General features: G+C 49.0%; 14 protein-coding genes. All 14 read right to left on the reverse strand.

From position 1 onward, the window contains the following. Positions 1–338 precede the first annotated feature (338 nt). Complete coding sequence (gene lysS, locus KNO71_RS16770; protein WP_012727709.1) at positions 339–1,829, reverse strand: lysine--tRNA ligase; 1,491 nt, start codon at positions 1,827–1,829, stop codon at positions 339–341. 148 nt (positions 1,830–1,977) lie between these two features. Beyond that, positions 1,978–2,916 carry a tRNA dihydrouridine synthase DusB gene (dusB, locus tag KNO71_RS16775; protein ID WP_483298391.1) on the reverse strand — a complete coding sequence of 313 codons (939 nt, stop codon included), beginning with the start codon at positions 2,914–2,916 and terminating at the stop codon, positions 1,978–1,980. 70 nt (positions 2,917–2,986) lie between these two features. Beyond that, entirely contained in the window at positions 2,987–3,484 is a 498-nt protein-coding gene (folK, locus tag KNO71_RS16780; RefSeq protein WP_214689601.1) for a 2-amino-4-hydroxy-6-hydroxymethyldihydropteridine diphosphokinase, read from the reverse strand. Beyond that, positions 3,481–3,846, reverse strand: coding sequence for a dihydroneopterin aldolase (folB, locus tag KNO71_RS16785; protein ID WP_159563162.1), 366 nt, complete (start codon positions 3,844–3,846; stop codon positions 3,481–3,483). The genes folK and folB overlap by 4 nt, the downstream gene beginning before the upstream one ends. Next, positions 3,839–4,624 carry a dihydropteroate synthase gene (gene folP, locus KNO71_RS16790; protein WP_214689603.1) on the reverse strand — a complete coding sequence of 262 codons (786 nt, stop codon included), beginning with the start codon at positions 4,622–4,624 and terminating at the stop codon, positions 3,839–3,841. The genes folB and folP overlap by 8 nt, the downstream gene beginning before the upstream one ends. Positions 4,625–4,635: 11 nt before the next feature. After that, a complete protein-coding gene (locus KNO71_RS16795; protein WP_078145923.1) occupies positions 4,636–5,454 on the reverse strand; it encodes an aminotransferase class IV in 819 nt (272 codons plus the stop codon). Next, positions 5,438–6,022 carry an aminodeoxychorismate/anthranilate synthase component II gene (pabA, locus tag KNO71_RS16800; RefSeq protein WP_078145924.1) on the reverse strand — a complete coding sequence of 195 codons (585 nt, stop codon included), beginning with the start codon at positions 6,020–6,022 and terminating at the stop codon, positions 5,438–5,440. Before pabA ends, KNO71_RS16795 begins: the two co-directional genes overlap by 17 nt. After that, positions 6,019–7,398 carry an anthranilate synthase component I family protein gene (locus tag KNO71_RS16805; RefSeq protein WP_078145925.1) on the reverse strand — a complete coding sequence of 460 codons (1,380 nt, stop codon included), beginning with the start codon at positions 7,396–7,398 and terminating at the stop codon, positions 6,019–6,021. The genes pabA and KNO71_RS16805 overlap by 4 nt, the downstream gene beginning before the upstream one ends. A 94-nt stretch (positions 7,399–7,492) precedes the next feature. Further along, positions 7,493–8,446: a cysteine synthase A gene (cysK, locus tag KNO71_RS16810; RefSeq protein WP_012727717.1), complete on the reverse strand. Its 954-nt coding sequence runs from the start codon at positions 8,444–8,446 to the stop codon at positions 7,493–7,495. 84 nt (positions 8,447–8,530) lie between these two features. Next, positions 8,531–9,460 carry an Hsp33 family molecular chaperone HslO gene (gene hslO, locus KNO71_RS16815; protein WP_012727718.1) on the reverse strand — a complete coding sequence of 310 codons (930 nt, stop codon included), beginning with the start codon at positions 9,458–9,460 and terminating at the stop codon, positions 8,531–8,533. A 19-nt stretch (positions 9,461–9,479) separates the two neighbouring features. Continuing rightward, the gene (locus tag KNO71_RS16820; RefSeq protein WP_078145926.1) at positions 9,480–10,244 is read right to left on the reverse strand and encodes a type III pantothenate kinase; all 765 of its coding nucleotides are present in this window, start codon (positions 10,242–10,244) and stop codon (positions 9,480–9,482) included. A gap of 93 nt (positions 10,245–10,337) precedes the next feature. Continuing rightward, positions 10,338–12,362, reverse strand: a complete 2,025-nt coding sequence (ftsH, locus tag KNO71_RS16825) for an ATP-dependent zinc metalloprotease FtsH (protein WP_012727720.1) — start codon at positions 12,360–12,362, stop codon at positions 10,338–10,340. Positions 12,363–12,467: 105 nt separating this feature from the next. Then, positions 12,468–13,007, reverse strand: a complete 540-nt coding sequence (gene hpt / locus KNO71_RS16830) for a hypoxanthine phosphoribosyltransferase (RefSeq protein ID WP_214689640.1) — start codon at positions 13,005–13,007, stop codon at positions 12,468–12,470. Between the two features lie 41 nt (positions 13,008–13,048). Next, positions 13,049–14,275 carry a tRNA lysidine(34) synthetase TilS gene (tilS, locus tag KNO71_RS16835; protein ID WP_214689605.1) on the reverse strand — a complete coding sequence of 409 codons (1,227 nt, stop codon included), beginning with the start codon at positions 14,273–14,275 and terminating at the stop codon, positions 13,049–13,051. Between the last annotated feature and the right edge of the window lie 19 nt (positions 14,276–14,294).

Here is a 14,294-nt window from a genome sequence, read left to right on the forward strand (position 1 = left end):
GACGAAGCTTGCGCTTCATTCAAAAATGGTAAAACTTATTTTTGCCTCATCGTTCAGTTTTCAAAGTTCGTCTGCCGCTCTTGGCGACTCTTAAAATAATACAAGTCATCGACACAGTTGTCAACCACTTTTTTATTTCTTTTCCGCTGCCATCAGCGGCAACGTTTATTACTTTACCGTACACCTCTCATTAACGCAAGGGGTTTTGTAAAAGTTTTTTTAAAAAAAGTTTTATATCTTTAGTATCCCTTCTGTTTAATGGCATACCTATGCGTTTCGAGGCTAACAAAAATAAAGAAGCCGAATCATACTCACGTATGATCCGACCACTAAATTGATTATTGTTGATGACGCATCGTTGGGAAAAGAAGAACATCACGGATTGAAGGCGCGTTCGTCAATAACATGACGAGGCGGTCAATCCCGATTCCAAGTCCACCCGTTGGCGGCATACCATATTCAAGTGCCTCAAGGAAATCGTTATCGAGTTCGTGTGCCTCATCGTTACCTGCTTCTTTTTCAAGCAACTGTGCTTCAAAGCGTTCACGTTGATCGATTGGATCATTCAACTCCGTGAAGGCATTCGCATGTTCACGACGAACAATGAATAGCTCGAAACGATCCGTGAAGCGTGGATCTGTTTCATTCTTCTTCGCCAATGGTGATACTTCAACCGGGTGTCCTGTAACAAATGTCGGTTGAAGCAACGTTTCTTCTACTTTCTGCTCGAAGAATTCATTCACGATATGACCAAACGTCATATGATCTTGTACTTCTACACCGTGTTCTTTTGCGAGAGCACGTGCTTCTTCATCGGACATTTGTTGCCAGAAGTCGACACCTGTCTCTTCTTTAACAAGGTCGACCATATGTGCACGTTTCCAACCGATGCCAAGATGAATTGTATCTTCACCATACTGCACATCTGTCGTACCGAGTACTTCTTTCGCTACGTGCGCAACCAATTCTTCCGTCAAATCCATGATGTCGTTGTAATCTGCATAGGCTTCATACAATTCAATCATCGTAAATTCAGGGTTGTGACGTGTAGAGATCCCTTCGTTACGGAATACACGTCCGATTTCGTACACGCGCTCGAGTCCACCAACGATCAAGCGTTTCAAGTGAAGTTCGATGGCAATACGCATATAAAGTTCCATATCCAACGCATTATGATGCGTTAAGAACGGACGCGCCGCTGCTCCACCCGCAATCGTGTGTAACATCGGTGTTTCCACTTCTAAATATCCTTTTTGGTTTAAGAAGTTGCGAATCTCCGAAATGATGCGGCTACGCAAAATGAATGTCTGACGCGAGTCCTGGTTTGTAATCAAATCAAGATAGCGTTGGCGATAGCGCTGTTCCACATCTTTTAATCCATGATATTTGTCCGGAAGCGGGCGAAGCGCCTTCGTCAATAATTCAAACTCTTCCACGTGAATCGAAAGCTCACCAACGTTCGTTTTAAAGAGCTTCCCTTTCACACCGACGATGTCACCGAGGTCTGAAGACTTGAATAAGTCAAACGGCTCATCCCCGACATCGTTTTTGCGAACGTAAATTTGAATTTGACCTGTCACATCTTGAATGTGGGCAAAGAAAACCTTCCCTTTTCCACGTTTCGTCATGATGCGTCCAGCCAATGTGACTTCTACATCTTGTTCAGCCAAAGCCTCTTTTTCAATTGATTCATACTGCTCATGTAATTCACCTGCATGTGCAGAACGATCAAAGCGGTGACCGAACGGGTCGAGACCGCGCTCACGCATATCGGTCATCTTCTCAAAACGAACCTGCATTTGATCATTCATTTCTAACTCGTGGCTCACTATTCCATTCACTCCTCTATCCATATTGGGTTTCTCCCTAACAAAAAACTGTCGACCTGATGGCCAACAGCACAGCCGAAGCCGTTCATTCGTTGTGGTGCACTTTTTCGCCAAACAAGCTTACCATAAATTAGTTCTTTTCACTAGTTCACAATTCTGACAGTTGTCGTTCGAGTTGGTCCACAAATCCATAAAGGACCGCCGCGAACGCTTCGCGTGATTCCGTTTCGTTGATTTGCTTACGAATCGGACCACTACCTTTCAACCCTTTCAAATACCAGGCCGCATGTTGACGCATTTCGCGTACGGCTGTCAGCTCACCTTTGATTGCACTCAACCGGTCGAGATGAAGCATGCAGATGTCGATTTTCTCACGCGCCTCTGGTTCCGGCGGGAGCTCCCCTGTTTCAAGGTACTGGACCGTTTGATAGAGCATCCACGGATTCCCGAGTGCCGCACGTCCAATCATGACGGCATCCACACCATATTGGTCAATCACACGTTTCGCATCCTGCGGGGTCGCGATATCCCCGTTCCCGATAATCGGAACGGTCGCTACTTTCTTCGCCTCGCCAATCCAATCCCAATTCGCGGTTCCTTCATATTGTTGGGCACGCGTACGTCCATGAATGGCAATGGCTGCCGCTCCACCCGACTGAGCCGCCTTCACATTATCCAAAATAAAGATGTGCTCGTCATCCCAACCGAGTCGCATTTTCACCGTGACCGGTTTTTCGACGACGTTCGTGACGGCATTCACCATCTCATATACTTTATCCGGGTCGAGTAACCACTTCGCCCCTGCGTCACACTTCGTCACTTTCGGTACGGGACAACCCATGTTGATATCAATGATATCCGCGTTGGTGTTTTGGTCGACGTACTGCGCCGCTCTGACGAGTGTATCTTTCGAACCGCCGAAGATTTGTAAACTGAGCGGTTTCTCTCGTTCATCGACGTATAGCATGCGCATCGTCCGAGCATTCTCGAGCAAGATTCCTTTATCGCTAACCATTTCGGCACAGACGAGTCCCGCTCCGAACTCTTTTGCAATCAAACGGAAAGCGGGATTGGTCACGCCGGCCATCGGCGCGAGGACTGCACGGTTTTTAATCTCTATGTTTCCAATCTTAAAGCCTGTCAAGACAACACATCCTTCATTTCACCAAATTCGTAAGCAACTGTAACCGGACGACATCTTGGCGGTCCGTCATTGGTAACCCTTCGAGCCAAGAGGCGACCGTCCGTCCTCGAACGACGAGTTCTGGCGCGATCTCCGCTAACGGGGCAAGAACAAATGCACGTTCCTGCATGCGTGGATGCGGAACCGTTAAGTGTTCTGACTGTATATCTTCCCCATTATAGAAGAGGATGTCAAGGTCGATGGTACGCGGTCCGTTCTTAAATAGACGTTCCCGTCCCAATCGTTGTTCGATCTGTTGAAGCGTTTTGAGCAGTTCGTCCGAGGATTGGCGACTCTCGACTTCGACCACCATATTAAAAAACGAAGGTTGCTCTGTATATCCGACAGGAGCCGTCTCATAGACCGACGACTGTTTCGTGACGTGGAGACCTGCTCGCTCCATCTCATCGATTGCCGCAGACAATTGCGCGGCCCGCTCCCCGATGTTCGCGCCTAATGCAATATAAATCATGACGTCCGTCCCCTTGTCATCTCGATTGCCACTGAGTCATAGTGTCCCGGGATGGGTGGGTCCGGTTTAATGACTTTAACCGTCACACGTTGAATCAACTCACTATGCGCCAACACGGCTGTCGTGATGCGTTCTCCGAGTGTTTCTAACAAATTGACCGGTTCTCCCGTCACAATATCTTCCGTCAACTGATACAAGCCGGCATAGCTGACCCCATTGTTCAAGTCATCCGAACGTCCCGCAGGCGCGAGGTCCAGTTCACACATTAAATCCACGTGAAACCGTTGACCGAGACGGTTTTCTTCTTCAAACACCCCATGATAACCGTAAAAACGCATCCCGTTCACAAATATTTTATCCATGTCTATCCCCTCCAATCATCGCATCCATCATCTTCGCCGCACGGGCGTTTGCTTTGACGTCGTGCACGCGCACCCAGTCGCACCCCTTCATGATGCCAAGACACGTCGTCGCAATCGTTCCTTCGAGCCGTTCCTCTGTCGGTAAATCGAGCGTAAGCCCGATAAACGACTTACGCGACGTGCCGAGCAGAACCGGATACCCAAGACGTGTGATCACGTCGAGATGATTCATGAGTTCAAGGTTTTGCGCCACGTCTTTCGCAAATCCGATGCCCGGATCTAACCAAATGTGCTCATCCCTTACGCCTGCCGCATGTGCAATCTCAATTGATTCCTGTAGATCGCTAACCACATCTTCAATGAAATGATGGTAGTCCCGGTCTGTTCGGTTGTGCATGAGAATGATGGGAACCCCACATTCGAAAGCGACACGTGCCATCGAGCGGTCTCCCCATTTCGAACCCCATACGTCATTGATGATCGTCGCACCGGCCTCGATTGCCGCTCTCGCCACCATCGGCTTATACGTATCAATCGAAATCGGGACATCGATTTCGTTTTTTAGTCGACGGATGATTGGGACGACACGTTCAATCTCTTCTTCCTCGGAAACAAGTACTGCGCCCGGCCTTGTCGATTCTCCACCGATATCAATCGCATCGGCACCTTCTTGTACGAGTTGTTTCGCATGTCGTACAGCTTCCTCGATTGCCGTATACCGTCCCCCATCCGAAAACGAGTCCGGGGTCACGTTTAAAATACCCATGATTTTCGTCATGTTTCCGCCTCCTAACCAAGTGAGCGAACGAGTTTCGCCCACACTTCGTTAAATCGTACCCCGTCTTTACCGGGGTATCTCAGATTTCCATAATGCGTCACCGGAGCGACTTGTTGGATTGAATTCGTCATCCAAATCTCTTTCGCTGCAGTCAATTCTTCAAATGTCACGGGTTGTTCGACTACAGAGAAATGGTCCATCACCCATTGTCGCGTCACACCTGCGAGTGCTCCGCTCGAGAGCGGAGTCGTGTATAACCTATCATCTGGACCGACCCAAAAAATGTTCGACACGAGCCCTTCCACTACACATCCATGCTCGTCCGCAAATAGTCCTTCAGCACTCTGGTCTTGTAAGGTCCGTTTCCCAAGGATATTGTTCATGTAATGATGCGATTTTAATCGAAAAGCTGCTTCAGGACGACTTCTCGGAAACGGGATCGGTTCGACTCGCTTTTCCTGTGGTACGACTTCTGAGGAGAGCGGTTTGACGATCAACGTGACGTTCGGTGTCTCATAACGCCCCGCATAGAGACCAAGTGGTGCAACCCCCGCCGACACGTTCAAGCGGATATAGAGGTCGGGTGCATCATTTTGACGGCACAGTTGCTGAATCGCCGTCCCGATTTCTTCTTTCGTAAACGGGAAGTCTATCCACAGCTCATCGAGACTCTTTATCAAGCGCTCCCAGTGGGCATCGAACAGGAAAGGGACGAATTCATATGTACGGAACGTCTCGAACAAGCCCATTCCATACAAGAAACCGTGATCTTCAACCGGGATCAACACCTTCTCACGCTCGACTAACTCTCCGTTATGCCAATACCACATGACGATACTCCTCGATAAAGTTTCGAATCATTTCTTTCCCATGCTCAGTCAAAATCGCTTCAGGGTGATATTGCACCCCTTCGATCGGAAGCGTTCGGTGACGGAGTGCCATGATTTCTCCAGTCTCCGTCTCTGCAGTGACCATTAGACACTCTGGTAGCGACGAACGCTCCACGGCCAACGAATGGTAACGGGTCACAATCGTCTGTTGTGGAATCTCCTTGAAAATCGATTTTCCGTCATGTTGAATCTTCGACGTTTTTCCATGCATGAGCCGCTCCGCATGGACGACTTCTCCGCCGAACGCTTGCGCAATCGCCTGATGTCCGAGGCAAACCCCTAAAATCGGGATACGACCTGCGAACGCTCGGATTGCCTCGATGCTAATTCCCGCCTCATTCGGAGTGCAAGGTCCCGGCGAAATGACAAGATAACTCGGGGCAAGCGCCTCAATCTCTTGAATCGTGACTTCATCGTTTCGATACACGACCAGTTCTTGACCGAGTTCACCGAAATATTGCACCAAGTTATACGTAAATGAGTCATAGTTGTCGATCAATACAATCATGTCGTTTCCTCCGTCATGTGTTTCGCCGCCCATAGCGCCTTCGCTTTGGACAGGGATTCTTCATATTCCGAGACCGGATCCGAATCAATCACGATACCTGCTCCCGCTTGAACGTATGCGATTCCGTCTTTCACGACCATCGTTCGAATCGTGATATTGAAGACAAGGTCGTCATTCCAACTTAACCATCCATATGAACCGGTGTAGAGTCCCCGGCGAACTGGTTCGAGTTCTTCGATGATTTCCATCGTTCGAATTTTCGGGGCGCCGGTGATGGTGCCGCCTGGGAACATCGCTGCCAGCGCTTCGGCTCCTGATACTTCATCCCGAATCGTACCCCGTACGTTCGAGACGATATGTTGTACGTGTGAGTATTTCTCAATCACCATCAATTCATCAACATGAACGCTGCCATATGCCGCCACCTTGCCAAGGTCGTTCCGTTCGAGGTCGACGAGCATGACGTGTTCTGCTCGCTCTTTCTCGTTTTCAAGCAACGTGTTCGCCAACTCCAAGTCTTCCACATCATCTTTGCCACGTGGACGCGTACCCGCGATCGGGCGTGTCGAAATGTCGGTTCCATGTTTTTCAAGCAACAACTCTGGTGAAGCGGAGACCATCGTCAAAGCGTCGTCCACGAAATAGCCCATATAAGGAGATGGATTCATTTGTCGCAACGTATCATATACACGACGCGGGTCAGCGAGAAGCGGTTCAGACTGCCGAACGCTCAAGTTCACTTGGAACACGTCCCCTTCTACGATATAGGACTGAATCCGTTTGACCGCTTCAACAAACTCTTCCTGGGACATGGAGCGCGATCGCTCTACCGATGACTGCCCTGTCGGCTTGAACGCGTAATGCGACTCGACGTTCCACATGGCCGCCAATCGGTCCGCCTTACGTTCTGCACCTTCCTTCGCCGTCACCATCAAGTACAGAGTCGAATCCACTTCATCGAACACCGCCACCTCATCAAACAGAAGAAACGAGACGTCTGGTGTCGACAAATCATCCTCCGCTTGCTCAGGGAGACGTTCAATCGTCCGGGCCACATCATAACTGACATACCCGATCATGCCACCAAAGAAAGGAGGAGCCCCTTCCGGACGCTCGGCCTCAAATCGCTTCCGCACCTCACTGACGAGCTCAAGCGGCTTTCCGTATAGCGTTTCGGTCGTATCGCCCACTTGCAAGAGTCCGACACCGTCTTTTACATGAAAGCGACCGAACGGCTCGATTCCCGCAATCGTATACCGTCCCGCTCTCCCACTCTCTAACCATGCATGATACGGTTGATCCGCTGTCAACGTCATGTATGCCTCATACATCTTCTCTTTCGTCATCCGCTTTGTTCTGAACGCAGTCGATCTCACATGTCATTCCTCCGTCTATTCATTCATGCCTTTTATTGTACACAAGAAAAGGCAGCAATCGAAAGAGAATGTCTCTCGATTACTGCCTGAAATGTTATACGCGACTCTCGTTTGACTCTTCATCAAACTGATAGAGCGGTGTGCTCAAGTAACGTTCACCGTTTGACGGGATAATCGCCAATACGTTTTTCCCTTTACCAAGACGTTTCGCTGTATCAAGCGCTGCCGCAATGGCAGCTCCTGAAGAGATACCACCGAGGACACCGTTCGTACGTGCCGCCTGACGAGCGTATTCGAACGCTTGCTCTGTCGTGATTTGAAGAACCCCTTCATAAATCTCCGTGTCGAGGATGGATGGAACGAATCCAGCCCCAATCCCTTGAATCTTATGAGGTCCCGGCTTCCCGCCTGATAAGACAGGTGAATCGACCGGTTCAACGGCGAGAATTTTTACGTCCGGGTACTTCGCCTTCACGACTTTACCTGCGCCAGTAATGGTACCGCCTGTCCCGACTCCGGCAATCAAAGCGTCGACTGAAAGTCCTGATTCTTCAAATGCCTCCACAATCTCAGGTCCCGTCGTCATTTCATGAACGTTCGGGTTGGCAGCGTTATTGAATTGTTGCGGGAGGAAGTAGCCATGTTTCTCGGCTTCTTCAGTAGCGCGACGAATCGCCCCACCCATCCCTTCAGGTCCTGGTGTCAAAATCAATTCGGCCCCGTATCCACGAAGGAGGTTTCGGCGTTCCATGCTCATCGTTTCAGGCATAACGAGAATGGCTTTATATCCTTTTGCGGCACTGACCATCGCGAGCCCGATGCCCGTGTTTCCGCTTGTTGGCTCGATGATTGTATCACCTGGCTTCAAGATACCGTCTTTTTCGGCCGCTTCGATCATGGCGAGGGCGATCCGGTCTTTGACGCTTGATCCCGGGTTCATATATTCGAGCTTCAGATACACGTTGGCATCCTCTGGTCCAGTCATTCCGTTCAATTTCACAATCGGAGTCTTTCCAATCAAGTCTGTTACTGAGTTTACGATACGCATTGCATTTCCTCCTTCATAATTCCGACTATTCCGATATTGTTATCATACCCTATCGAATTGAAAATATGCAATTTGGAACGTTGCTTACGCCTGCGCCTGAACTTTCATCGTCTCTAACTGTTCCGCTGAGAAATGATACTTTTCGCCACAGAAATGACATACGGCTTCGGCTCCACCATCTTCTTCAATCATCTGACGAATCTCTTCTTTTCCGAGACCGATAATGGCACTTTCCATTCGTTCACGGCTGCATGTGCAGTTGAACTGGATCGGGTTCGTGTCGAGGACATCAAGGCTATCGCCAAGGAGTAATTGAAGCATTTCTTCTGGCGTTTTTTCTTCACCAATCAAAACCGATACGGGTGGGAACGTCTGAAGTGCTTTTTCGAGCGCTTGTACCGTCTCTTCAGAAGCGTTCGGGAGCAGCTGGACGATGATTCCGCCTGCCGCAAGAATCGATTCATCTTCCGGTAAGACGAGGACACCCGCTCCGACGACTGACGGCACTTGCTCAGATGTCGCGAAATAGTACGTGAAGTCTTCACTGATTTCGCCCGTTTGAATCTCTGAAGAACCACCGACATAGTCTTTCAAGCCTAAGTCTTTAATGACAGAGATGGTCCCTTTCCCGACGGCTTCGCCGACTTTCAATTTCGTCATTCCTTGTTCGTTGACGAATGTGCCGCCATCGACACGCGGGTATGACACATATCCACGAACATCTCCTGCTGTATCTGCGTCCACGATGATTTTCCCGATTGGACCATCACCTTCTACTTTAAGCGTGACACGCGCTGCACCTTTTTGCATCGCTCCAATCATCGAACCGATTGTCATCGTCCGTCCGAGGGCAGCTGAAGCAACCGGTGTCGTTTGATGACGAAGTTGCGTCTCATATACCGTTTTTGTCGTGCGTGCGGCAAAGGCACGAACCTCTCCGTTAAAACCGAGGGCACGAACGAGATAGTCATCCTTCATCTGGTCGAGTAATGCTTGTTGTTCTGTATGAATCATATGATGTAACTCCTTTAGTTTACTTTTGATTGCGCTCGTAAATGAGACGGAGGCCTTCGAGTGTCAGGAACGAATCCACATGGTCAATCGTCTCTGCATGTTCACTGATCAATCGTGCCAGCCCGCCCGTTGCAATGACAGTCGCTTCACCGACTTCACGCTTCATCCGGTTCACGATACCGTCCACTTGGGCCACATATCCATAATATGTCCCTGATTGCATCGCTTGAATCGTATTCTTACCAATGACTGTCGGTGGAGTCGCCAATTCAATCCGAGGTAGTTTCGCGGCACGCTGATAGAGTGCCTCCACTGAAATCATGATACCTGGTGAGATGATTCCGCCATGGTAACGACGTTTCTCATCGATGTAACAATACGTGGTTGCCGTCCCAAAATCAACAATTATGAGCGGACCGTCATATTTGGCGATCCCAGCCACCGCGTTGACAATTCGGTCGGCCCCGACTTCGCGAGGGTTCTCGACATGAATGTCCAACCCTGTCTTCACACCTGGTCCCACAACGATTGGACGTACATTGAAGTATCGTTGCGACATTTGTTCAAGTGGGAAAATAACAGGAGGTACGACAGAAGATAAGATCACTCCCTCGACCTGGTCGAACGAGATGTTCGAATGATCGAATAGCGATTTCACCAGCATGCCGTACTCGTCGGTCGTTTTTGTACGATCCGTTGAGATGCGCCAATGGTGTACGAGATGATCTCCATCGTACATCCCGAGAACAATATTTGTATTTCCAACATCAATCACTAAAATCATGATATAGTTCCTCACTTTGTTGTCAATTGCAGTTCGCTCGAATTATAACACGAAAAAAGACGAATGCCTCGTCAAGGGCATTCGTCTCATTCATTAACGTGATTCGTTATTCGGACGTTCTGTCGGTGTCGCTTCTGGCTTATCGCCTTCAGGTACGACATCCGGCTGGCTGTCTTGGACAACTTCAGGTTGATCGACGACTTGACCGTGTTGAACGGCTGCATCATCTTTCTTCGCTGCGTCATCCGCATCCGTCGATCCATCCACGTCCTCTTCCGGCTCATGCGGAAGATACTCGCGTGTCTTGATCAAATGACGAATCTGTTTCGAGTCAAGCGTCTCGACATCAAGCAACGTCTTCGCAACGAGTTCGAGATCTTCGCGACGATCTGTCAAAATCTGCTTCGCTTTCGCGTAACAGCGATTGATGATGTCTCGAATCTCCAAATCGATTTCTTGCGCAATCGCATCCGAGTAGTTCTGCTCTGTCTGGAAATCACGACCGAGGAAGACTTGTCCGCCATGGTTTGAACCGAGCTGGAGCGGTCCGAGTTTATCGCTCATCCCGTAATCCATGACCATCTTACGTGCGATACCAGTAGCGCGCTGGAAGTCATTGCTCGCTCCGGTCGACACTTCTCCAAAGATGACATCTTCGGCGACGCGACCACCAAGAAGACCAACAATCTTGTCTTCGAGTTCAGGTTTTGTCATGAAGTAACGATCTTCTTTCGGAAGCATGACGACATATCCGCCCGCGTTTCCGCGTGGAACGATTGTCACTTTGTGTACTTCATCCGCATTCTCAAGCTCGAGACCGATGATTGTGTGACCCGCTTCGTGATATGCAACAATGTTGCGCTCTTTTTCAGAGATGATGCGACTCTTCTTCGAAGGACCTGCGATGACACGGTCAATCGCTTCTTCCACATCGACAACTGAAACAGCTGTACGGTTCGAACGTGCCGCAACGAGTGCCGCTTCGTTCAAGAGGTTCTCTAAGTCTGCCCCAGAGAAACCAGGCGTACGTTGTGCAATCGACTTCAAGTCCACCGTCGAATCGAGTGGCTTGTTACGTGCATGGACTTTCAATACTTCTTCGCGCCCTTTGACATCCGGACGATCGACCGTAATTTGACGGTCAAAACGACCTGGACGAAGGAGGGCCGGGTCAAGGATATCTGGACGGTTTGTCGCCGCAACCATGATGATCCCTTCGTTATCACTGAATCCATCCATCTCAACAAGGAGTTGGTTCAATGTTTGTTCACGCTCATCGTGTCCACCACCGAGACCGGCACCACGCTGGCGACCGACCGCATCAATTTCATCGATGAAGATGATACATGGCGCATTCTTTTTCGCGTTTTCGAACAAGTCACGAACACGTGACGCCCCGACCCCGACAAACATCTCAACGAAGTCCGAACCTGAGATCGAGAAGAACGGAACACCGGCTTCACCGGCTACCGCACGAGCCAAGAGTGTTTTACCTGTCCCTGGAGGACCTACGAGTAAGACCCCTTTTGGAATACGTGCGCCGAGTTTCGAGAATTTGCGAGGATCTTTCAAGAATTCAACGACTTCGATGAGTTCTTGCTTCTCTTCGTCCGCCCCAGCCACATCTTTGAATGTGACGCGACGTTTCTCTTGGTCGTATAGTTTCGCCTTCGATTTCCCGAAGTTCATCACACGACCACCACCGCCACCACCTTGCGCTTGGTTCAACAAGAAGAAGAACAAGATGAAGATGATAATGAACGGTAAAATCGCGAAGACGATGCTGAACCAGCTACTGTTGGATTCAGCCTCCTCGATTTGAATATCCGTATTCGCTCGAAGCTGCGTTAATACATCCGCATATTCCGCTTCGTTCGCTGGAATGTTTGTTTCATAACGTTGGTCTTCATCTCCTGTAAGATCGCCTGTAATCGAGATAGCCCCCGGGATTTCTTGTACGGTTGCCGTCTCAATCCGATCATCTTCCACATATTCTAGGAATTTCGAATACGAGAGCGTTTCACTCTGACTATTCGGATTCTGCAAATATTGAAGGAACAAGATCAAGGCTAGGAAAATCACACCAAAAACCAATGTGTTTTTCACTGCACGATTCATTCTCTGCCTCCTATTCCGAGAAACGATGTTCTCGCCCATTCAGTATATGCCTATACTTTGGGGATTTCCTTTATCTTACCACGTCACATTTTCAAAAGAAAAACGTTAGCCCCCGTAAACGCTCGGTTTGAGCACACCGACATAAGGAAGGTTACGATATTTCTCTTCGTAATCAAGACCGTAGCCGACAACGAATTCGTGTGGAATCACGAAACCACTATAGTCTGCTGATAAACCATTTTTACGGCCAGTCGGCTTATCGAGAAGCGTGACAATCTTCACAGACTTCGCTTTACGGTATTTAAGAAGATCGACGAGGTAACCAAGCGTCAATCCACTATCAATAATATCTTCTACAATCAAGATGTCGCGTCCTTCTACAGATGTATTTAAATCCTTCTCGATTTTCACTTCACCTGTCGAAGAAGTTCCTCCATGATATGTCGACACGTCCATGAAATCCATCTCTAAATGGATATCCATTTCTTTGACGAGGTCCGACATGAATGGCATCGCGCCTTTCAATACACATACGAGAAGCGGGAACTCTTCTTTATAGTCTTCGCTCAATGTTCCAGCGAGTTCTTTCACCTTTTCTTGAATCTCTTCACGTGAGATTAAAATTTTCTCCATATCGTTCATCAATGACATCTTGAAATCCTCCTCTTTCTGTTTCGACACAATCATCATTTTACCATTAATCGTAGGCAAATCGCATCCGACTTGTCTAGAAATTCTGAAACTCTTACCCCGACAATCGCGAGAATCCGCCCCGAGGCGTCCTCAAGCAGCGGGAGTGTCGGTCGAATGGTTCGCTCAATCTTTTCGTCGATGAGGATGCGGGACACTTTTTTTGTCCCCACGTTCAACTTCATCCGGTCCCCCGGTGCGAGCGAACGAATCGTCAGCGGGCAAGTAATTTCATTTAGCGGAATACCTTCTCGTCCTTCTTCGATGGACAACGAAACCGTACGCTGCCCAAATTGAACGACGGCTGGTAACGACTCGATCTGAATAGGATAAAGTGACGCTTCTGCCGAACGTTGTACAAGATTAAGTACCCTATTCTGCTTCATCATGAACCACTCACCCGACAGGTGGTAGGTGCCGGTATCCTTTTCACTCACGCTTAGCTTCTCGACCCCCTCACCGACCTCTACCCCATAGCGACGGGACAGCAAGCGAGCGACCGTATATCGCTCAAGTGAGGATAAGCGATTAAACTCATCAAGTTTCACATGAAACGCTTTCATTTCAAGCTGCACATTTTCTTCAATCCATCGCCCACATGACTGGTAACGCATGTCCCATTCAGCGTATGCCTGTTTCGCCGTATCGTATACATCATCAACGACTGTCGGCCACAGTTGTTTCAGCCTCGGGATGATTTCGTGACGGATCCGGTTCCGTAAATAGGTCACTTCCTGATTGGTGGCATCTTCCTTCCAGACAAGTTTGTTTTTCCGAGCATACTCGATGAGTTGCACCTTTGTTTCTCTTAATAAAGGACGGATCAACGTCCCACGCCCGAACGTTCTTCTCTCGGGAATTCCTTTCACTTCGATTACGTTTCGGTGAAGTTGAATGAGCACCGTCTCCAACACATCATCCGCATGATGAGCCGTGGCCAGTGTATCGTATCCATGTTCATTCATGACGTCTTCAAAAAAGCGGTAGCGGGCCTTACGGTAATGAGCCTGTGATGCTCCTTCTTGAAAATGGAGACGCGTACCATGAAACGCGACTTGGTAGGATGCCGCTACGTGTGCGACGAACGTGTACTCTTCATCTGATGCTTCTCGTAAACCGTGATGGACGTGCGCCACCGCCACATCCCATCCTTGCTTGACGAGACGGTCCAATAAGACAATGGAATCGACTCCACCCGACACAGCGACGAGTACCTTTTTCATGAATTCCCTCCTTGATATA

Origin of the sequence: Exiguobacterium sp. s163, assembly GCF_018617135.1 — a bacterium.
GTDB classification, from domain to species: Bacteria; Bacillota; Bacilli; order Exiguobacteriales; family Exiguobacteriaceae; genus Exiguobacterium; species Exiguobacterium profundum.

What these genes read in the sequence shown, in the direction of transcription:
- folP (WP_214689603.1), bottom strand. Translation starts at nt 4,624, where the DNA reads ATGACGAAAATCATGGGTATTTTAAACGTGACCCCGGACTCGTTTTCG.
- folK (WP_214689601.1), bottom strand. Translation starts at nt 3,484, where the DNA reads ATGATTTATATTGCATTAGGCGCGAACATCGGGGAGCGGGCCGCGCAA.
- KNO71_RS16795 (WP_078145923.1), bottom strand. Translation starts at nt 5,454, where the DNA reads ATGTGGTATTGGCATAACGGAGAGTTAGTCGAGCGTGAGAAGGTGTTG.
- dusB (WP_483298391.1), bottom strand. Translation starts at nt 2,916, where the DNA reads ATGGCCGGCGTGACCAATCCCGCTTTCCGTTTGATTGCAAAAGAGTTC.
- pabA (WP_078145924.1), bottom strand. Translation starts at nt 6,022, where the DNA reads ATGATTGTATTGATCGACAACTATGACTCATTTACGTATAACTTGGTG.
- cysK (WP_012727717.1), bottom strand. Translation starts at nt 8,446, where the DNA reads ATGCGTATCGTAAACTCAGTAACAGACTTGATTGGAAAGACTCCGATT.
- ftsH (WP_012727720.1), bottom strand. Translation starts at nt 12,362, where the DNA reads ATGAATCGTGCAGTGAAAAACACATTGGTTTTTGGTGTGATTTTCCTA.
- hslO (WP_012727718.1), bottom strand. Translation starts at nt 9,460, where the DNA reads ATGATTCATACAGAACAACAAGCATTACTCGACCAGATGAAGGATGAC.
- tilS (WP_214689605.1), bottom strand. Translation starts at nt 14,275, where the DNA reads ATGAAAAAGGTACTCGTCGCTGTGTCGGGTGGAGTCGATTCCATTGTC.
- folB (WP_159563162.1), bottom strand. Translation starts at nt 3,846, where the DNA reads ATGGATAAAATATTTGTGAACGGGATGCGTTTTTACGGTTATCATGGG.
- KNO71_RS16820 (WP_078145926.1), bottom strand. Translation starts at nt 10,244, where the DNA reads ATGATTTTAGTGATTGATGTTGGAAATACAAATATTGTTCTCGGGATG.